This is a genomic window from Bacillus sp. 007/AIA-02/001, from assembly GCF_004634455.1.
GTDB lineage: Bacteria > Bacillota > Bacilli > Bacillales > Bacillaceae_G > Bacillus_A > Bacillus_A cereus.
In genome coordinates this window covers 173,497-195,304 of sequence record NZ_SEIY01000007.1, presented here as the reverse complement: position 1 = coordinate 195,304, position 21,808 = coordinate 173,497, and the positions used below count along the sequence as shown (strand labels likewise).

The window sequence follows — 21,808 nt, the reverse complement described above, 5'->3', positions numbered from 1 at the left end:
TTAATCTAATACTTTTCCCTTTGTTTCTGGTACACATAGTAGCATTGTAATTAACCCGATTGGGTAGATGATAAAAATCAAGGACATTGCTCCAAGTAGGTTGCCACCTGTAGCGAGTAAGCCAATAATAACAGGCCCAAATCCAGCTAACCCACGTCCTGTACCGAAAATAAAGTTTTCAGCGGTAGAGCGAGCTTCAGCAGGATAGTTTTCAGCTAAAATTGCTCCAAATCCTCCCATCATTCCATTTGCAAAGAATCCAAGCAATGCACTTCCCCATAATAATAATGTTGAATCTGTGAATAAGAAGAAGTAAATGAGACAGTATACTGTACCGCCAATATAATAGATTGCAAAAGTTTTACGGCGACCAATTTTATCAGCTAGAATACCAAAGATTGCAATTCCAATTAGCATACCGATGGTAGAAATGAACATCCAGCCACTTGCTTTTGCTAATGTATAGTTATATTTATTTGCTAAAATAGTGGGCATCCATGTGAAGATTCCGTAATATCCGAAGTTTTGGATAAACGACATAATAATAAGACCAATTGTTGTAATTGTTACTTTTTTATTGGCAAATAACTTTCGAAGTGGGAATTTTTTTATATGTTTTAGTTGTTCTGCTTCAGTAGTTGTTAATTTACCTGTAGATTCTTTTTGCAACAGTTCCTTTTTGTAGCGTTGTTTTTGCTCCCATATTTTCGGTTCACTTAAACTTTTACGGACATAGACAGCTAGTAAAGCTGGAATTAATCCAAATAAGAAAACGGCTCTCCATCCAAAGTGTGGGACAATAAATGCTGGAAGGAGTGAAGCAATCAGTACACCAAATTGCCATCCAAGTGCAACAACAGATGTCGCTTTAGCTCGCATTTCTTTAGACCAGGTTTCTGTTACGATGGCCATTCCGATTCCGAATTCACCACCAACTCCCATTCCAACTAAAAAGCGCAGAATTAATAATTGCCAGTAGTCTGTTGCGAAATAAATGAGTGCGGTTGCTAGTGAAAACAGTAAGATTGTGAAGGCCATTGTACGAATACGGCCAAATAAATCAGCAATAAATCCAAATAAATAAGAACCAATTAACATCCCTATTGTGGTAGCTAATGTTAAGTTTCCACCTTCAACAGGACTTAAGTGAAACTCTTTTAAAATATAGACAAGTACGAAAGATAATAGCAACATATCTAAACCTTCTGCTGCATATCCTAGCGCAGAACCAAATAATGTTTTATATCTTTTCGCTTTCGTCTCCTCTGTTGTTTGTTGTACATCAGTAGTGACGTTCATTATTACTCCTCCTTATTTTCTACAGTCGCTATGGAAGAATAACAAAAGGCCTTCTCACCTGATATGATGAGAAGGCCAAAAAAGCATACGTATCCCCAAAAAAGAACATACGTATATTATATTCCGACTTCCTTCTCAACCTCACGGGGTTGGGTTAAAGGACTGTATTATATTACTTTATTTTTAGCACTCTTCTATTGTATTGTCAAATAAAGAGGAAGTTATTATGTGTAAAATATTTCGAAAAATATTTCGTTCTTCTTGACGCCGACTTCATTATTTTCCCATAATAAAACTAACTAAATAAAAAGGAATGAATCAAAGATGCTAAATTTAGTACTCATGATGATCGAACGAGTCGGACTTATAGTTATTTTAGGATTTTTACTCTCTCATATTAAAACTTTCAGACGCCTCCTTCATAAACAGGATGGCTATGTAGATAAGCTTAAGCTTATTTGTATTTTTTCGGTATTTACAATTGTAAGCAATTACACTGGGATTGAAATAGCAGGAAATACGATTATGAATGAAAACTGGTTACAAGGTGTTTCTTCTTCAAGTACAATTGCGAATACGCGTATTATGGGTGTTGGTATTAGCGGCTTACTTGGTGGCCCTATTGTAGGGGTTGGAGTCGGATTTATTGCTGGTATTCATCGTTATATGCTTGGTGGTACGACAGCGCTAAGCTGCGCAATCTCTTCTATTTTAGCTGGGATTATAACTGGTTATATCGGATATATTTTCAAAAAATATAATCGTACAATTACTCCTAAATTTTCAGCAGTTTTAAGTGTTTTTATCGTATCTTTAGAAATGCTTATGATTTTATTAATTATAGAGGATGGAATTAGCGTTGTGAAAACAATAGCGATACCAATGATTCTTGTAAATAGTTTTGGAAGTTTTATTTTACTTTCTATGATACAAGCTATTTTGCGTCAGGAGGAGAATGCAAAGGCACTTCAGACTCATAAAGTATTACGTATTGCAGATAAAACGTTACCGTATTTCCGCCAAGGTTTAACAGAAGAATCATGTAAGCATGTGGCACAAATTATTCACCGTTTTACAGGAACAGATGCGGTATCCTTAACAGATACAGAGAAAATATTAGCTCATGTTGGATTAGCATCAGATCACCATATTCCTTCACATAGTTTAATAACCGGTTTGTCGAAAGAAGTGTTAAACACAGGGAAAATAATGAAAGCGAAATCACGTGAGGTTATTAATTGTCAACATGAAGGCTGCCCTTTGCAAGCGGCGATTGTAATTCCACTAACTTCGCATGGAAATACGATAGGGACATTAAAACTCTATTTCAAAAATCCTAACCAGTTAAGTCGTGTGGAAGAGGAATTAGCAGAAGGGTTAGCAAAAATATTCTCCACGCAGTTAGAGTTAGGAGAAGCTGAGTTGCAAAGTAAATTACTTCAAGATGCGGAGATAAAAGCATTACAAGCGCAAATTAACCCACACTTTTTATTTAATGCGATTAATGCAGTATCAGCTTTATGCCGAACAGATGTAGAAAAAGCAAGGAAGTTATTATTACAGCTTAGCGTGTATTTCCGTTGTAATTTGCAAGGGGCACGTCAGTTATTGATTCCACTAGAACAAGAATTAAACCATGTACAGGCATACTTATCACTAGAACAAGCAAGGTTCCCAAATAAGTATGAGGTAAAGATGTATATTGAAGATGAGCTAAAGACAACTTTAGTACCACCATTTGTTCTTCAACTATTGGTTGAAAATGCATTGCGACATGCTTTTCCGAAGAAGCAACCAGTATGCGAAGTGGAAGTGCATGTTTTTGAAAAAGAGGGTATGGTTCACTTTGAAGTAAAAGATAATGGACAGGGAATTGAGGAAGAACGTTTAGAACAATTAGGAAAGATGGTAGTTTCGTCAAAGAAAGGGACTGGAACAGCTTTATATAATATTAATGAACGTCTTATTGGGTTATTTGGGAAAGAAACGATGCTTCATATTGAAAGTGAATTAAATAAAGGGACGGAGATTACCTTTATTATTCCAAAAAAAGTAGGGGAGGAAGAGCCGGGTGTTAAAAGTATTAGTAGTTGACGATGAAATGTTAGCACGTGATGAACTAAAGTATTTATTAGAGAGAACGAAAGAAGTTGAGATAATTGGTGAGGCTGATTGTGTGGAAGACGCATTAGAAGAACTAATGCAAAGTAGACCAGATATTGTGTTTTTAGATATTCAATTATCCGATGATAACGGATTTGAAATCGCGAATATATTAAAGAAGATGAAAAATCCACCTGCAATTGTATTTGCTACTGCCTATGATCAATATGCGCTGCAAGCATTTGAAGTAGATGCGTTAGACTACATTTTAAAACCATTTGATGAAGAGCGTATTGTGCAGACATTAAAGAAGTATAAAAAACAAAAACAAGCGCAAATAGAAACGAAGCACGAAATAAAGGGGACAGATGTAACAGCAGAGATGCATAAATTAGCATTACCAATTGAAGAATCAATCGTACTTGTGAATATTGAAGATATTATATATGTAGGGCTTGTAGATGGGAAAGTAACAGTAAAAACAACGAGGGAAACGTATGTAACACATGATACACTTGTAATTTTAGAGAAGAAGTTACCACAAGCAAGCTTCATGCGCGTACACCGTAGCTTTATTGCGAATATTAATCATATTACTGAAATTCAGCCATGGTTTAATTCTACTTATAATTTAATCATGAAAGAAGGATCGAAAGTACCTGTTAGCCGTACATATGCAAAAGAACTCAAGAAGCTGCTTCGTATTTAAGAAGCAGCTTTTGTATTTCATCCTTTTATATTTGTAACTGATTCTGTATATTTGACGTTCTGCTATGTAAACGCTTACTTATACGTTTGTATCCTATACAATAAAGGTACCAAATCGAAAGAGGTGGCCAAAATGAGTACGAAAAAAGTATATAGTTTCTTATCACAAGCATTCATATTCTCAGCTATTATGTTAATTTCTAATATTATTGCAACACATTTACCAATTCCAATGCCTTCATCGGTAATCGGGTTAGTTATTTTATTTAGTCTATTATGTTTAAAAGTTATTAAATTGGAGCAAGTTGAATCACTCGGAACAGCTTTAACAGGTATTATTGGATTCTTATTCGTCCCATCAGGTATTTCAGTTATTAATTCTCTTGGTGTAATGGGGCAATACTTTGTACAAATTTTAACTGTAATTGTTGTAGCAACAGTTATTTTACTTGCTGTAACAGGGTTATTTGCACAATTTATTTTAGGAAAAGATGAAAAAGAAACAGAAGATACAAAAGAATTGAAAGTAGTAAATAAAGGACGCAAGCACGGAAAGGTTGCGTAACCATTGCATTTATATATTGTTAGGAGGTAATGAACATGGCAAGCACAATGACTCCATATTTCGGAATCGTCGTTTCATTAATCGCATACGGAATCGGAACATTATTATTCAAGCATTCAAAAGGGTTCTTCCTATTTACACCATTATTCGTAGCGATGGTATTAGGGATTGTCTTTCTAAAGGTAGGTAACTTTACTTTTGAAGAATATAATACTGGCGGAAAAATGATTAGTTTCTTCTTAGAGCCAGCAACAATTGCATTTGCTATCCCACTCTATAAACAAGTTGATAAGTTGAAAAAATATTGGTGGCAAATTTTATCAGCTATCGTGGTTGGATCTATTTGCTCAGTAATTGTCGTGTTCATTGTTGCAAAAGCAATCGGTTTAGATACAGCAGTAATGAATTCAATGCTACCACAAGCAGCAACAACAGCAATTGCGTTACCAATTTCAGAAAGTATTGGTGGTATTCCAGCAATTACATCGTTTGCAGTTATTTTCAACGCAGTTATCGTATACGCATTAGGAGCATTATTCTTAAAAACATTTAGAGTGAAACATCCGATTGCAAAAGGTTTAGCACTTGGAACAGCGGGTCATGCATTAGGAGTTGCGGTAGGAATTGAAATGGGTGAGGTAGAGGCAGCGATGGCAAGTATTGCTGTAACAGTAGTTGGGGTTGTAACAGTAGTTGTCATCCCAATGTTCATACCATTCATTGGATAGTAAAACTTACTTAAAAAACAAGAAAAGCAAGCTATTTGTAGGACAGATTTCTACTGATAGCTTGCTTTTTATGTTACAGTAGTGGTAAGACCTATTTAAAAAAATATAAGTTTCCTTAAATCTTCATTAATACTATGTAGAATACGTTTTGAATTAGGTCATTGTATTGTAAAATAAGAAGTAAGCTACTATATACCTGTTAAGGTAGGCATATAATGAGTTTATAAAAATCTTAATATGAATGAATAATTAAAAGTAGAAAAGAGAGAGAAATCTACTTATTAACGTTTTAGTTTATAGGACAGGAGAGAGTATTCGTCGATTATGCAAATAAAAAACCTGTTTCAAAGTAAAGGATTTCAGAGGTTACTCGTATTAGTAATACTTGCTCTCGTGTTATACGGGCTGCAAAGTATGTTGAATTTAATATTAATTACGTTTATTCTCACGTATTTAATGGATCGATTCCAAAAGTTTATTTCCCGCAAATTAGATCATTTCATGCCTATTAATCGAAAAATTATTATAGCATTTCTATATGTAATGTTAATTGGTGGAATTGCTATTACGCTATTTAAATATTTACCAGTATTGACGATACAAATTTCACAACTGATTTACCAATTCAATGTGTTTTTAAGAAACCCACCAGATAGTGAACTAATTAAGTATGCAGTTAATGCTGTCAATCATATGGAGCTTTCTAAATATGTAGGACAAGGCGTAGACATTTTGTATAAATCGATTACGAATGTTGGTAAATTTGGCCTTCAGGTTTTACTTTCTTTAATTTTGAGTTTGTTTTTCTTATTAGAAAAATCTCGTATTGTTGGTTTTACTGCAAAGTTTAAAGAAAGCAGGCTTGCAATTTTCTATACTGAAATTGAGTACTTCGGAAAGAAATTTGCACGTTCATTTGGAAAGGTAATCGAAGCACAATTTTTAATTGCTGTTGTTAACTGTGTTCTTTCAGTTATCGCATTATGGATATTAGGATTCCCGCAATTATTAGGTTTAGCATTAATGATTTTCTTGCTTGGATTAATTCCAGTAGCGGGGGTTATCATTTCGTTATTCCCACTTTGTATGATTGCTTACAATATTGGCGGTATTATGTACGTTGTTTATATTTTAGTTATCGTAACAGTGATTCATGCGCTTGAAAGTTACGTATTAAATCCGAAGTTTATGTCGCAAAAAACAAATTTACCGATTTTCTATACTTTTATGGTATTAATTTTCTCAGAGCACTTCTTAGGTGTATGGGGACTGATTATCGGTATTCCAATCTTCATTTTCTTACTAGATGTTTTAGACGTGACAAGTGATGAAATGGAGAAGGATGTTGGAAAAAATAAAGTGAAGTAAGAAAAAGCATCGATGTTCGATGCTTTTTCTTTTATAACATTATGTTTCTTATGCCATACTGTAAGGAGAATATAGAATAGGGGTGAAGTAATGGCTGTAAATGAAAAGGTAGAGTTAGCTACATTTGCTGGAGGGTGTTTCTGGTGTATGGTTTCTCCATTTGAAGAGATGGAGGGCATTATACAGGTTATTTCAGGTTATACAGGCGGTCATAAAGAGGACCCAACGTATAAAGAAGTGTGCTCAGAAACAACAGGACATTATGAAGCGGTACAAATTAGATTTGATGCAAATAAAATGTCGTATGAGGAATTGTTAAATATATATTGGAGACAAATTGATCCGACCGATATTGGAGGACAATTCCACGACCGCGGACAGTCTTATGAAACAGTGATTTTTTATCATAATGAAGAACAACATAAAAAAGCAGAAGCCTCAAAAGAAGGACTTGAGCAGAGTGGGCGCTTTTCAAAACCAATTGCGACAAAAATACTACCAGCAGCTACATTTTATCCAGCTGAAGAATATCACCAAGGATATCATAAGAAAAACACATTCCGCTATGAGTTATATCGTAAAGGCTCAGGACGAGATGCTTTTATTAAGCAACATTGGCCAAAGGATAATGCTCATTTAAAAGAAAAACTCGATGAGATGCAGTTTTATGTAACGCAGGAAAATGGTACAGAACCACCATTTCGAAATGAGTATTGGAACCATAAAGAGGAAGGTCTTTATGTAGACATCGTTTCAGGTGAGCCGCTATTTACTTCTCTAGACAAATTTGATAGTGGATGTGGATGGCCTAGTTTTACAAAACCAGTTATGTCAGCAAGTGTGAAAGAAAAGATGGATGTGAGTCATAATATGACGCGTACAGAAGTGAGAAGTAAGGAAGGAGATTCACATCTTGGGCATGTATTTCCAGACGGTCCAGGACCAAATGGACTTCGTTACTGCATTAATTCTGCAGCCCTTCGATTTATTCCAAAAGAGGAATTAGAGAAAGAAGGCTATGGTGATTTTCTAGTCTTGTTTGGAAATAAAAAATAACCTCGCAGTTAGCGAGGTTATTTTTTGTTATTTTGTTTTTTTCTTTTTAAATTTGCTTAATACTTCATAAACGATTGGAACAATAAGAAGTGTTAATAACGTTGAACTTGTTAATCCACCAATTACCGTTACACCAAGTCCTTTAGAAATTAAGCCACTACCTTCAAATCCTAATGCAAGCGGGATAAGAGCACCAATTGTTGCAATTGCAGTCATTAAAATTGGACGAAGGCGTGTTGCACCAGCTTCTAATAAAGCTTCACGTGTTGATAGTCCTTCATTTTCTTTATGAATAACGCGGTCGATAAGCACGATTGCGTTTGTTACAACGATACCGATTAACATAAGCGCCCCAATCATTGCAGACACACTTAATGTTTCACCGGAGATTAATAAGGCAACAAGAGCTCCGATAATTGTAAATGGTAGCGAGAATAAAATTGCGAATGGTGCAAGGGCACCGCCAAATGTAACGACAAGAACGAAGTATACAATGGCAATCGCAGCTAACATCGCTAAGCCAAGTTGCTTAAATGATTCTTCAATATCTTTTGTAACGCCGCCCATAGAAACATCTACGCCAGAAGGAAGATCCATTTTATCTACTTCTTTTTGAACAGCGGCAGATGCTTTTGAAACGTCATCAGATGTTAGTTTTGCACTTACTTCTGCATAAACACGGCCATCGCGGTGTTTCACTGTATTCGAAGTTTCACCTTCTTTTACAGTCATAACATCTTTCACAGCCACTTCATTACCAAGTGGTGTTGTAATTTTACGATTTGTTAAGTCATCGATTGTTTCATAATTTTGTTTTTCAGCTTCTACATATACATTGATATCTTTACCGTCTTTTTTAATTGTTGTCAGAACAGGGCGATCATGTTGATTAGAAAGTCCCATTCCAATTTGAGCAGCCGTTAAGCCCATTTTACTCAGCTTTTCTTGATCTGCGACTAAAGTGTACTCTGCATATGTTTTTGCAATACTAGAATCTATATCTTTTAAGTCTTTATTTTTCTTCATGATATTTTGAATATCTTTTACGACAGGCTTAATGTCTTCTGAGCTATCTCCGTAAACGTATAGTTTAATTTCGTTACTACCGCCACTTGCTCCGAAGTCTTGGTTTTTCCATTCGCCTTTGCCAGACATCTTCTGTAAATCTTTAACGACTTGTTCTTTCTCTTTTTCAAAGTTTTTCGTGTCGTTATCATATTGCACGAAGAACATTGCTTGGTTTGATTGACCAGGACTCATTGGATTCTCTCCACCTAATGAGAACTGAATTGTTTTGACGTCTTTATTATTTTGGAAGTGCTTCTCAGCTTTTGTTGCAATTTTTTCAACGTCTTCTAACGTTTGACCTGGTTCAGGATTGTATGTTGCGATAATCATTTTTTCTTCTTCAGAAGGTAAGAAACTTACACCGATAACTGGTACAAGTGCAAGACTACCAACTAATAGAAGGACAGCGATACTTGATGTAATAATTTTGTGATTTAAAGCCCATGCAAGTATGCGTTTATACCCATTTGCTAATTTACTTGGTTTTTCTTCATGATGTACTTCTTTTTCCCTCATACTCTCTTTCTTAAATAAAGAGTGAGCTAGCATCGGTACGATTGTAACTGCTACTAGTAATGATGCTAATAAAGCGAAGACGATAGTTAAGGCGAATGGTAAGAACATTTCACCAATCATACCTTTTACTAGTCCAAGTGGTAAAAATACAGCAATTGTTACGATGGTAGAAGACATAATTGGGATAAACATTTCTTTCGTAGCTTCACGAATTAAATCTTTTCCGCGCAATTTCTCTTCTGATAACGACATACGGCGGTAAATATTTTCAATAACAACAATTGAGTCATCGACAACGCGGCCTATAGCAACGGTCATTGCTCCAAGTGTCATAATGTTAAGCGTAATATCCATTTGCTTTATGACTAAAACAGCAATTAATAAAGAAAGTGGTATTGAAACGACAGAGATTAACGTTGTTCGAATATTTCGTAGGAACAGCATAATAATAACGATCGCAAAGATAGCACCGAAAATTGCTTTGCTCAGCATTGTTTCTACTGATTTTTCAATAGGTGCACCTTGATCGAATGTTGAAATAATCTCTAAGTCTTTATACTTTTTCTCAAGTTCTTTTACTTTATCTTTTACTGCATTTACAACATCAACTGTATTTGCATCAGAGGCCTTCACAATTTGAATTCCAATTGCTTCTTTTCCATTTGTTCGAGAAATGGATTCTGCTTTCCCAACTTCTTTAATGTCAGCAATTTCATCTAATGTAACTGTTGGAATCCCGTTCATAGCGGCTGGATTCATTTGTGGCGTTTGTGCACCAGCGCCAGCATTTTGACTACCTTGACCGTTAGGTGAGGAAGGTATAGCTAGGATTTTAAGTTCTTTTAATGCTTTAATCGTTGTAATATTGCCATCTACAACAACTGATTTTTCCGTGTCTTTAAATGTGTATAAGCCAAGTGGTAAAGATACATCCGATCCTTTAATCACATTTTTTACAGTATCTTCACTTAGTCCTAGTTCTTTCATTTTATCTTTCTTAAAGATGAGCTGTACTTCATCTACTTGTTGACCAGCAATTTGAACAGATGCAACACCATCAAGTCCTTTTAATCCCGGTACAACATTTTTTTCTACATTTTCAGTTAAAGTAGCTAAAGATTCATTCTTGCTTGCTACGCTTAACGAAATAACGGGAAAAGCATTGAAGTTTACTCGTGAAACTTTAGGATCTTTAACACCTTCTGGGAGTTTTACATTTGTGAGAGCTTCTTTAATTTCTGTTTCTGCTTTTTCCATATTTTTGTCAAAATCGTATTCTACTTGAATAGAAGATGCGTTTTGAAAAGATGATGAACTCACAACGTTAACACCGCTTAAATTTTGTAGTTGTTCTTCCATCGGCTTTGAAACTTTATCAGCTACTTCTTCTGGTGTAGCACCAGGATAGACCGTAGTTACTGTCACAATCGGTGTTGTAATATCAGGAATTGTTTCCAGCTTCATATTGAGTCCAGAGTAGATCCCCGCAATAGTAACAATAATGGTTAGTAGCCAAACTGCGAACTTATTTTTTAACGAGAAATTGATGATTTTGTTCATGTTTGCGCTCCCTTTGTATTATATTGACCAACTGGTCAGTCTAATACATAATATAACTGACCGTTCGGTCAATCGTCAATAAAAAGGGATGGTATAATACATTTATAATAAGATGCGAGATTAAATTTAGGAGAGAAGATATGAAAGAAAAAGAGCGTTTAATTATAGAATCGGCTATGAAGTTATTTGCTACTAAGGGTGTAAATGCGACATCAGTGCAGGAAATTGTGACAGCTAGTGGTATATCTAAGGGAGCTTTTTACTTATATTTTAAATCGAAAGATGAGCTTTTATTAGCGACACTTCGATATTATTATGACAAAATCCAAAAGAAAATGCTGGATATTGAACAAGAGTCTTTATTACCACGTGAAAAATTTGCAAAACAATTACATTGTCAGTTTAATGATATACAAAAGCATAAAGAATTTATTATTATGCATGCGAGAGAAAATGCAATTCCGTTTAATAAAGAAGTAGAAGAATTTATGATGCGGATGAAGTTAGAGTCTCATGCATTTTATCGGAATAGTTTATTGTCCATTTATGGTGAAAAGGTTATGCCATATTTATTGGATTTAGTAATTATAGTAGAAGGCATATGCCGTGGTTATTTAGAGTTAATTATTTTACAAGCACCAGAAATTGATTTATCGTATGTCGCTGCTTTTATTTTAAAAAGAGTAGATCATTTAGTAGATGGCTTAGTAGAATCTTCGGAAGAACCTATTTTACATGAAGAAAAGCTTGGAGAATTCCTTTGTAAATCAGAGCTTATTAAGGAACAAGTTAAAGAGCATTTTTTAAAAGAAATTATTGTATTTAAGCGTAGTTTAGCTGATCAATTAGAGGATGATGAGTTGTTAGTAACGTTAGATGTTTTAGAGGCGGAAATACGATTGCTTAATCCAAGAATTCCAGTAATTAGAGGTATGTTAGCAAATTTAGAGGCGTATCCGGAATTAAAAGAATTTCGATTACGACTTATAGGATACTACAATATAAAAAATTCTTAATAAAAATAAGTAAAAAACTCCTTGTCTACACAAGGAGTTTTTTCTTAAAGACTATTTACTATTTTGAGACCATTCTTCAACATCCCAAACTTTTGTAATCCAATCTTCATAGAAGTCCGGTTCGTGACATACAAGGAGGATTGTTCCTTTATATGCTTTCATAGCCTTCTTAAGTTCCGCTTTTGCTGTAACATCAAGATGGTTTGTCGGCTCATCAAATAGTAGCCAGTTACTTTCCTCACCCATTAGCTTACATAAACGAACTTTTGCTTGTTCTCCACCACTTAATTGACTTAATGGGCGAGAAATATGTTCATTTTTTAATCCGCATTTTGCTAACATCGCACGAATTTGATGCTGGTCTAAACCAGGGAATGTATTCCATACATCATCAATTGGTGTTATATTGTCAGCTTTAACTTCTTGCTCAAAGTATGCAGGCTCTAAGAAGTCACCAAGGCTTGTTTTACCGCTTAAAGGCTTAATTTTACCTAAGATTGTTTTTAGTAACGTTGATTTACCAACACCGTTACATCCAACAATAGCAATTTTTTCACCACGTTCGATCGTCATTGATAGCTTTGGTAGTAGCGGATGTGTATATCCGATTTCTACATTTTCACCTTCAAAGACGAAGCGACTACTTGCGCGACTTTCTTTAAATGAGAATTCAGGTTTAATTGCTGTTTCTGGGCGATCAATAAGTTCCATGCGATCAAGTTGCTTTTGACGACTCTTTGCACGACCTGTCGTTGAATAACGAGCCTTGTTTTTTGCAATGAAGTCTTCTTGCTTTTTGATAAACTCGCGCTGCTTTTCATAAGCGTTTATATGTTGGTTTTTATTGATTTCTGCTAGTTCTAGGAATTTTTCATATGTCGCTGTATAGCGTGTCATTTTTGTGAATTCTAGATGGAAAATAACATCAACACATTTGTTCATAAATTCCGTATCATGAGAAATTAATAAGAATGCATGTGGGTATTCTTTTAAATAATTTGTTAACCAATGAATATGTTCAACGTCTAAATAGTTAGTAGGTTCATCAAGCAATAATACTTCTGGCTGTTCAAGTAATAGCTTTGCAAGCAATACCTTTGTACGTTGTCCACCACTTAGTGCTGAAACATCACGATCTAAACCAATAGCATCAATTCCAAGACCACGTGCAGCCTCTTCAATTTTCATATCTAGTAAATAGAAACCACCTGCTTCAAGTGCATCTTGTATTTCTGCCATTTGTTCAAGAAGTTCTTCTAGTTCTTCTGGTGTAGCAGTTCCCATTTTTTCTGTAACTTCATTTAAAGCTTTTTCCTTTTCGAATAACGGTAAAAATGCATCCGCTAGTACGTCACGGATCGTACGTCCAGGCGTTAAAACAGTATGCTGATCTAAGTAGCCGTAATGTGTGCCCGGTGTCCATTCTACACGACCTTGGTCATGAATAAGCTGACCAGTAATGATATTCATGAATGTTGATTTACCAACACCGTTTGCACCAACTAATCCAACGTGCTCACCTGCTAATAATCGCATAGATACATCTTTAAATAATGTACGATCACCAAATGTATGTCCTAATTTTTCAACTGTTAATAAGCTCATAGTATCCTCCGTCCAACTTGAAATAGTACCTTGAATCATGATACTAAATTCTTTCATATAATGCCATCATTTCAAAATGTATATTTTTTCAAAAGAAGTGTTTGTAAATGTTAGTATATAAAAAAGTTACTTCTACCTACAGAAGTAACTTTTTGGTTATGCCTTTTGTTTAACTTCACTAACTTTCTTTTCAGCTACAATAAAATGCGGTCTACGTTTTGTTTCATAATAAATACGACCGATATATTCACCAATAACACCTAGGAATATGAGTTGAATACCGCCAATAAATAGTATAGCGGAAATGAGAGTAAAGTAACCAGGAACTTCCACACCACCAAGGATGATTTGAACGAACGTAGTGATTACGTATAAAAGTCCTAAAATGGTTGTTAGTAATCCGAGATATATAGATAGACGTAACGGTTTATTATTAAATGAAATTACACCATCAATTCCGTAATTTAATAATTTCGAGAAGGTCCATTTACTTTCTCCATCAGAACGTAATACATTTTCATATTCAATGATTAATTCGTTATAACCGATCCAAGAAAATAAGCCTTTTGAAAATCGGTTGTATTCACTTAAAGATAATAAAGAATCTACTGCTCTTCGACTTAAAAGTCTAAAGTCACCAATACCGTCTACTAATTCAATATCTACAAATTTATTCATCACTTTATAGTAAAGACGAGAGACGAAAGAGCGAACGGGTGAATCACCAGTTCTTGTTCTTTTTGCAATGACTTGGTCGTAGCCGCCGTTATATCCTTCTAACAGTTCTTTTATTAACGTAGGAGGGTGTTGTAAGTCAGCATCCATAATAACAATTGCATCGCCTGTAGCATATTTTAAACCAGCTAACATTGCAGCTTCTTTTCCGAAGTTTCGACTAAATGATATGTAGTGTACTGACGAATCTGAACTAGCTAAATCACGTAAAATATTTAAAGTATCATCTTTACTACCATCATTAACAAAAACAAATTCATAATCGGTAGTTAATTTATGAATTTCAAGAGAAGTCTCTGAATAAAAGGCTCGAAGCACCTTTTCTTCATTGTAGCATGGTACAACGATTGAAAGAGTCATTTTTGACACTCCTTGTTTGTAGTGGGTTAAAACAATGTTATGCGTTTTTATATGAATCTATCCAATTGGATAGATTCATGATTCATTGATTGCTCATTATTGCTTTTTAAAAGAAAATTTTCGTCGTGCTTTTGGATTTTTGAAAATTAGTAAAGCTATACAGATAATTAGTGAGATGATTGATATAATCATACCTAATTTGAAGTAAGGTGTAACGTAAGTCATTTCGATTACATGTGAACCTTTTGTAATGGGAACACCGATAAAGGCAGAATTCGCTTTCGTAAATTCTGTTTCTTTTCCATCAATTTTTATAGTCCAGCCTTTACTATATGGGACAGATAAATATAAGAGCCCGTCTTTATTTGATTTGATATCCCCTTTTAAATAATTGTTCTTATAATAAATATTTTCAAGCCTATTTTCAGTTAGTTTTTTTGTTTCTTTTTGTACACTTTCATAGTTTACAATATTTGCTTGCAAGTCACCTAATTCATACTCACCTGCCATATCAATAGAGATAGTTAGGTTTTCTGGACGCTCATTGCCCAAATTGTAAACAAACCTTTCTAACGGATAAGAGTATGCACCAGCATCGTCCCCTTTTCCTATCGTTTTTCCATTAACAGTTGCATTGAATGTACCTGCATTTTTTAATTTTAATTCTATCAGTAGATCACCAGGTGTATCAGGATAATTGATAGGTACAATCATATTTCCAAAGCCATGAACAATTAGTTTATTTTCTTGTTTTTCCATGTTTTCGAATTTTGCTTTTTCCGTTTTAATAGATACTGCCTTTGATTTAAGGTCTTGTTTATTAAAATGGTTTAATGAAAATTCTTTTGTATTATTAACGACAACAGCATGTAATAATAATTGATCACGCTGAGCGAAGTTTAATTTAGAAAATTCTTCCTCACTTATAGCCGAATCATATACATATCCTAACGGTAAAGCATAGTCATTTTTGTAAATATTATACGGTCCTACTTGCTGTAATAGTTTATATCCATAAGGCACATTCTTTGAATCTGTATCAGCACTTAATACGCGATATTTTACACCTAGCATATTTTCAAGTAGTAGTCGACTATCAGCTTGATAAAACATTGAAGGTGTATCGTACATTTGGAATACACCATATTTATTTTTCATAAAGTCATGGACATAATAATTAACTAAGCTTTGATACGTACTTACGCCATGATATCCTTGTAGCATCGGTGTGTTATATTCGCTATATGGATTAAGAATACGATAAAAGTCTTTATCATTTTCTTGTATGTAGCGAATTGCAGCAATTTCTTCTTTATTATCATAGCCTGGTTCGTGTAACTTTTCAGTTGAAATCTGGCTCTGTCCGTAAACGGTGCTAAGTATATTATTCGCATACATATAATTCATAGAAATTGTGCTAACGAGTACATTCAATACAACTAAAAATTGTATGAAAGGTTTGGAAATATAACGCCATAAACATACTGTAATAACAGAAAGAACGACAGTTCCGAGTAAAATGTTATCAACGTCTTGTAAAGGTTTATCAGTTACATTTATATTTGCTTTTCTATAAAATGCATAAATGAATAATCCAATAGACACTAATAAACTTATTAAATAAGGTAATTTGTAGTCTTTCTTATGAATAATCATCCAATCTAGAATGTATGCAATTGTTTGGGCAATTACAAATACAAATAAATAGAACCATCTAGATTGCATTGCTGAAAAACCATTAAACACAGAATATGTATATGGAAGCATAAACAGAATGAACATGAATAACGTAAAGAATACTTTATTTTTAACGAGTTTATCACGTATAAACATTCCAAATACGATTAAGAATAAAATTAAAGCTGGTAAAGCTAATTGATGATTTTCAGCATTATACATGAAGAAAATATTTTCCATTAAATCTTTATAAAATTTATCTTCAAATAATAATGGTATCTCAAACTTTTTTGATAGTCGATCAGCACTAAATACGGCATTAACTGATGGGAGGAAGCAAACGGCGGCTAAACCGAGTGATAATCCATACAATAAACCGATTCTAATATAATAAGTTAGAAAAGAGACAATCGTTTTATTTTGTTGTGTCGCAAAGTATTGGAATAATGCATAAATAAATATGAAAATACTTGTGATAAAAGCAAAATAAAAGTTTGATGCTAACATTAAAGTAGCAGCGATTAGGAAAAGTCCGCGCTTCTTTTCAATAATATATTTATCAAGTCCCCATATTACTAATGGTAAAAATACAATGGCATCAGCCATGAAATCCCATAGTAAAGAGTGGCGGATGAAAGTAATACAACCACCATATATAATAGCAGCAACAAAAGATGAGAATGCTGTTTTATTATGGTAACGTAAAGAACCATACATGAATACCATAGCTAAAAAGTTTTTTAAAATACTCATGTATAATTTCACGTCATATACTTGCTCAAGACTTAGTTTAGGTAGTAACAGTGTAATCCAGAAAAACGGTGATGTGCTGTAATAATAACTAAACTCTCCAAATAAATCTCCACCTAATCCATAATCAAAAGACCAAAAAAGGTTGCCATCTTTAAAGGCATGTTGTAGAAGAAACGTAAAAAAACCAAATTGACGTAACGCATCCCCTGTACCAGAAAAGGCTTGATTAGATGTTAAAAAGAAATAATGAAAAGCAAAAGCGCACAATAATAATATTGGCATAATTATTATTGTTTTCTTGGAAAAGAATTTATTATTCGGCTTTATGCTCATAAAAATTGATAATCCTCCTTTGAAAGTCGTTACATGTAGCAACTAGTTTTTAGGTAGCATATAAAAACACACCAATTTTTAAAGGTGTGTTCTTTAGTTTTAACATGAGAAAATATATATTTTTGTTGAAGCATATATATTTTTACAAGCGTTGAAGTTCATAGTTTACATGTAATTTAGTATAAGGCATTTTCAGAAAGTAAGTCAATTTGAGCTGGAATATATAGCATTTTTTTACTGAAGAAAAATGATGGTATATAAAAAAGCAAAAAGCTTTTCCATTTTTAAATAGGAAAAGCTTTTTGCTTTTAAGCATGTTTGCGAATAAGCTTTTGTTTTATAAATCCTAAAACGAATCCACGTATTTGAGGATCAATTACAATTCCGATTATACCGTATAGTATACCAGTAAGAGTTAAAGCAACTAATGGTGGTAAGTTGATTAATGCAATTCGGTATATACCGTAACTAATAATAAAGGCTAAGGAATTAAATATAATTCCTTTAACTAATAATTGCATGCCTTTACGAATAAAGAGGGTAAATCCAATTAATAGTGTAATTTCGGTAATGATGGCTGCGGCAGCTGCCCCCATCATTCCATATTTACTACCTAATACAATATAACCTATGATGGCAACAACTAATCCAATAGTCATTGTTGTTGCACGTTTCCATTGCTGGCCAATCGTTGTTAAATTATCGGCTAGTGGATAGTTAATTGATTGTAAAATAACCATAAACGCTAGAATAGCAAGAGCGTCACCAGCGGGAGCGTATTTTTCTCCTAATAAACTAACAATCCAGAAACTTGGATCAGCAATAAAGGGGATAGAAATTCCCATTCCTAAAAAAGACATAAGTTTTAATTCAAAACTTGATAATTTTCTATGTTCTTCAATATTTTTCTCATTACCAAAAGCAAAAAGTCTTGGATAAAAAGCAGCTGCAATTACTCCAGGTATTTGATATAGTACAGCAGGTATTTTAGATGCAGCACCAAAGAATCCAACTTGCTTATATGTTGAAACCTTTTCTAATATAATAGGGCCCAATTGTGGTAAGAGCATAATAATGATTCCGTTGATCGTGAAAATAAGTAGTTGATCTAAAATGCCTTTATCCCAACCCTTATGGACTTTCGTGTAACGTATTGTCATTATAAAGGCGATAACACCTGTTACAAGACTAGATACCCCGTACATGGCAGCAACCATCATAAGTGACCATTGGAAAGACATCCCTAGTAATAGGGCAGCAGCAGCTGTTACACCTTGTAGTACAGAAATAATAGCTGTAAATTGCATGCGTTCTGTTACTTGGAAGTAAGCCATACCAACACCTTGTAAGGTTGCTCCGAACATTGTTGGTAGGACAACCCAATATACCATCGCACGTAAGTAAGCATCGGGATAGAAGAACTGGGCAAAAATAGCGAAAAGTACAGAAATTACGATAGCTAATATTAAACGAATACGTAAATAACTACTTATTAGCACACTAATATTAGCATCGCTTCTCGTTCCTTCACGCATAAACGTATGTGTTAAACCTGCATCTGTAAAGTAACAAATAACAGCTGAAACTGCTAACGCAGTTGTAAACATACCGTAATCACTTGGAGAAACATATCTTGCAAAGAAAATTGTTGCAATAGCCAGTACAAAGCGGACAGTAATGTTTCCTACAAAGAGGTAGGATGCGTTTTTTAGAATTTTATTTGTTTTCATGAGAAAAGACCTTTCTATTCTTTAGGACCCGGTTAGTTTGTCCTATTTGTAAATTTAATTTGTTCACAGAAAGAGAGAGTATCGTTATATTTTCAGTTTAAGAAAACAGAAATTTAATTCGTACAAACCAAAGCATTGCATATAGTTTTTTACTACGCTTTCCATTCTTTGAATAGATTTTACGGCAATATTTCCTTATATCTTTTTTGATTAATTGAACTTGTGATTTATCTAATCGAGAGTTTTCTTTAATATATATACAAGCGTTATTGATGACTGTATAAGGGAATAAATAAGTCTCAAGAATCTCAATCAGTGACTGAGGGTCTTTCGTAATGAAGTCTTGAGATTTATTATGTACCCAATCTTTCATACGATTGAATACTTCTAGCTCTTTTGTTGTTTTTAATTCATAATCTTTATACTTAGAAGAAAGATTTCCTTCTGATAAGATTCTATAATAAGTTAAGTATTCATCGACATAACATACATTTGTCAAACTCATAAGTTTAAATAAAAACTCTAAATCTTCTCCCCAACTACATCCTGGTGTAAAACGAATGTTATGATCCATTACGATGGATCGTTTGAAAATCCAAGTACTTGTTTGAGCAACAACTTGATGTGTTAGGAATGCTTTTGCCATATCACCTTTAATAAAGTTTGTTGTATGTTCAACCTTCTCGCCTGTTTCTTCGTAGAAATTCATATAACCACAATAGCACGCGTCCATTTCGTTTTTATGCATACTTTCGACTTGCTTCTCAATTTTAGTTGGATGCCATAAGTCATCACTATCAAGAAAAGCGATATATTCTCCGCTAGCATTTTCGATACCTGTATTACGGGCTACCGAAACACCTTGGTTTTTTTGATGAACGTATTTTACTTGCCCTGGGTATTTTTCAGCAAGGTTTTTCACAATAGAAGGTGATTGATCTTTACTTCCATCATCTACAATTACAATTTCAATGTTTTTATATGTTTGATCTAGTATTGACTGCATCGTTTCTTCAATATATTTTTCCGTGTTATACAGGGGTATGACAACAGAAACAAGTTGCTTTTGTTCCATCATAGAATTTTTATCTCCTCAAGTTTTTTATGTCTTGCATCATATATACAAGCCTTTTGGAAGGAAGAAGATTACAAGAACATCTGTATAAGTTTAACGCATATAAACTTTGTAAATCAACTTTCTATTGTTGTACTTTGTATAAAAAGTATTTATTATAGAACGTATTGTGTTGTAAAAATATAGAAATATATTTTGAAAATTATGTATCTGAAGGGAGAAGATGAGATGTTAGGGCGATTTACTCGCAAATCTAATATAATCCTTTTAGGGATTATTATGATAGTCGGTTTTGCACTTCGTTTTGCAACTTTACAAACACATGGTGCAGATCTATCTATAGCTAGCGATGATATAGGTTATCAAAAAACGGCAAATATTTTATTGGAAACAGGGATGTTAACATATCATGAACCAGATAAACCAACGATTCATATTATGCCGGGTTTTCCAGCTTTATTAGCTGTTGTATTTTATTTTTTTGGAAATGGCAGTGAAGGTCTTTTTGTAGCAAAATTAATTATTATCCTATTAGGGGTACTTAGTATTTTGCTAACTTATAAGATTGGTACTTATTTATTGAATTCTGCTGCAGGATTAATAGGTGCTTTCTTATTAGCTGTGTATCCTCCAGAGATTGTTATGGAAAATTTAACTTTAACAGAAGGACCGTTTCTATTCCTTTCATTAGGATTAGTATATTGGAGTTTAAAATTAGCTGATACTCATAAAACGAAACATCTTCTGATTGTATTAATTTTCTACTTTTTAGCACTGTACCTCCGTGTACAAATTGCCTTATATCCAATCTTACTATTTGGGTATCTTTTAATGAAACGCTACCCATTCCGTATTATGATGAAGCAAGCGATTATAAGCATAGGAATAGGACTTATCGTACTTGGACCATGGTGGGCTCGCAATTACATTCAATTTGATAAATTTATCCCACTAACTGCTGGGGCAGGGAATCCGTTATTACTTGGAACGTATCAAGGGAAAGGTTACCCAGAAGGTAAGGATATGGGGGAACTTGAAATAGAGTTACATGCAAAATACCCTAATCTTGAAGCACATGAATTTATGGAATTAGAAGAAAAAATAGCGATTGATAAAATGAAGGAATGGTGGAAAACTGATAAGGAATCTATGATAGAGAGTTATTTAGTTTTGAAGCCAGAAATTCTTTGGAAAAAACCGTATTATTCTATAGAGCATAATATTGAAGTATTCAATGTTTCTGCAAAGGATATGAATGAAATATATAATTTTATTAAGACGACGTTTTTAATATGTACAGTACTTTCATTTATTTTCCTTTTAAAAAGGTGGAGAGAGACTACATTTTTATGGTCAATCCTTTTATTGCAAACAGCTTTAACATGTTTTTATGTTGCATATGAACGATATGCATTACCGTTAATACCATTCTTATTTATTATAATTGGAGTTGGGACCGTGGCAACTGTTATGAAAATTAGTAAATTATTAATTAGAAAAAAATAGTTTGCAATAAAAAACATCTTAATTTTTTTAAAAAATTAAGATGTTTT

General features: G+C 33.8%; 15 protein-coding genes. 8 read left to right on the top strand and 7 right to left on the bottom strand.

Translation table 11 applies throughout. The features are described 5' to 3' along the window. The gene (locus ES895_RS16570) at positions 1-1,299 is read right to left on the bottom strand and encodes an MFS transporter (RefSeq protein ID WP_061655698.1); all 1,299 of its coding nucleotides are present in this window, start codon (positions 1,297-1,299) and stop codon (positions 1-3) included. 324 nt (positions 1,300-1,623) lie between these two features. Between ES895_RS16570 and lytS the strand changes: the two genes are divergently transcribed. The 6 genes from lytS to msrB all read left to right on the top strand — a co-directional run bounded on the left by lytS (position 1,624) and on the right by msrB (position 7,827). Continuing rightward, positions 1,624-3,393 carry a two-component system sensor histidine kinase LytS gene (lytS, locus tag ES895_RS16565; protein WP_135238490.1) on the top strand — a complete coding sequence of 590 codons (1,770 nt, stop codon included), beginning with the start codon at positions 1,624-1,626 and terminating at the stop codon, positions 3,391-3,393. Further along, positions 3,371-4,111: a LytR/AlgR family response regulator transcription factor gene (locus tag ES895_RS16560; RefSeq protein ID WP_000921841.1), complete on the top strand. Its 741-nt coding sequence runs from the start codon at positions 3,371-3,373 to the stop codon at positions 4,109-4,111. The genes lytS and ES895_RS16560 overlap by 23 nt, the downstream gene beginning before the upstream one ends. A 132-nt stretch (positions 4,112-4,243) precedes the next feature. Then, a complete protein-coding gene (gene lrgA, locus ES895_RS16555) occupies positions 4,244-4,675 on the top strand; it encodes an antiholin-like murein hydrolase modulator LrgA (protein ID WP_000104901.1) in 432 nt (143 codons plus the stop codon). Positions 4,676-4,710: 35 nt separating this feature from the next. After that, positions 4,711-5,403 carry an antiholin-like protein LrgB gene (gene lrgB, locus ES895_RS16550; protein ID WP_000168868.1) on the top strand — a complete coding sequence of 231 codons (693 nt, stop codon included), beginning with the start codon at positions 4,711-4,713 and terminating at the stop codon, positions 5,401-5,403. Positions 5,404-5,727: 324 nt separating this feature from the next. Beyond that, entirely contained in the window at positions 5,728-6,771 is a 1,044-nt protein-coding gene (locus ES895_RS16545) for an AI-2E family transporter (protein ID WP_001166010.1), read from the top strand. Between the two features lie 90 nt (positions 6,772-6,861). Next, positions 6,862-7,827 carry a peptide-methionine (R)-S-oxide reductase MsrB gene (gene msrB, locus ES895_RS16540; RefSeq protein WP_000290171.1) on the top strand — a complete coding sequence of 322 codons (966 nt, stop codon included), beginning with the start codon at positions 6,862-6,864 and terminating at the stop codon, positions 7,825-7,827. A gap of 27 nt (positions 7,828-7,854) precedes the next feature. Here the strand turns inward: msrB and ES895_RS16535 are convergent, their stop codons facing one another. Beyond that, complete coding sequence (locus ES895_RS16535) at positions 7,855-10,971, bottom strand: efflux RND transporter permease subunit (protein WP_135238489.1); 3,117 nt, start codon at positions 10,969-10,971, stop codon at positions 7,855-7,857. Positions 10,972-11,111: 140 nt separating this feature from the next. Between ES895_RS16535 and ES895_RS16530 the strand changes: the two genes are divergently transcribed. Continuing rightward, positions 11,112-11,987, top strand: a complete 876-nt coding sequence (locus ES895_RS16530) for a TetR/AcrR family transcriptional regulator (RefSeq protein ID WP_000659645.1) — start codon at positions 11,112-11,114, stop codon at positions 11,985-11,987. A gap of 51 nt (positions 11,988-12,038) precedes the next feature. Here the strand turns inward: ES895_RS16530 and ES895_RS16525 are convergent, their stop codons facing one another. The 5 genes from ES895_RS16525 to ES895_RS16505 all read right to left on the bottom strand — a co-directional run bounded on the left by ES895_RS16525 (position 12,039) and on the right by ES895_RS16505 (position 20,258). Then, positions 12,039-13,592: an ABC-F family ATP-binding cassette domain-containing protein gene (locus tag ES895_RS16525; RefSeq protein WP_000055410.1), complete on the bottom strand. Its 1,554-nt coding sequence runs from the start codon at positions 13,590-13,592 to the stop codon at positions 12,039-12,041. A 156-nt stretch (positions 13,593-13,748) separates the two neighbouring features. Continuing rightward, positions 13,749-14,687, bottom strand: coding sequence for a glycosyltransferase family 2 protein (locus ES895_RS16520; protein WP_135238488.1), 939 nt, complete (start codon positions 14,685-14,687; stop codon positions 13,749-13,751). 96 nt (positions 14,688-14,783) lie between these two features. Continuing rightward, positions 14,784-17,450, bottom strand: coding sequence for a YfhO family protein (locus ES895_RS16515; RefSeq protein WP_135238487.1), 2,667 nt, complete (start codon positions 17,448-17,450; stop codon positions 14,784-14,786). 308 nt (positions 17,451-17,758) lie between these two features. Beyond that, positions 17,759-19,180 carry an oligosaccharide flippase family protein gene (locus ES895_RS16510; protein ID WP_000856129.1) on the bottom strand — a complete coding sequence of 474 codons (1,422 nt, stop codon included), beginning with the start codon at positions 19,178-19,180 and terminating at the stop codon, positions 17,759-17,761. Positions 19,181-19,277: 97 nt separating this feature from the next. Further along, on the bottom strand, positions 19,278-20,258 hold the full coding sequence (locus ES895_RS16505; protein WP_061655695.1) for a glycosyltransferase family 2 protein: 981 nt from the start codon (positions 20,256-20,258) through the stop codon (positions 19,278-19,280). Between the two features lie 225 nt (positions 20,259-20,483). Here ES895_RS16505 and ES895_RS16500 point away from each other — a divergent pair, with 225 nt between their 5' ends. Then, complete coding sequence (locus ES895_RS16500) at positions 20,484-21,761, top strand: glycosyltransferase family 39 protein (RefSeq protein WP_000901470.1); 1,278 nt, start codon at positions 20,484-20,486, stop codon at positions 21,759-21,761. Positions 21,762-21,808: the final 47 nt, after the last annotated feature.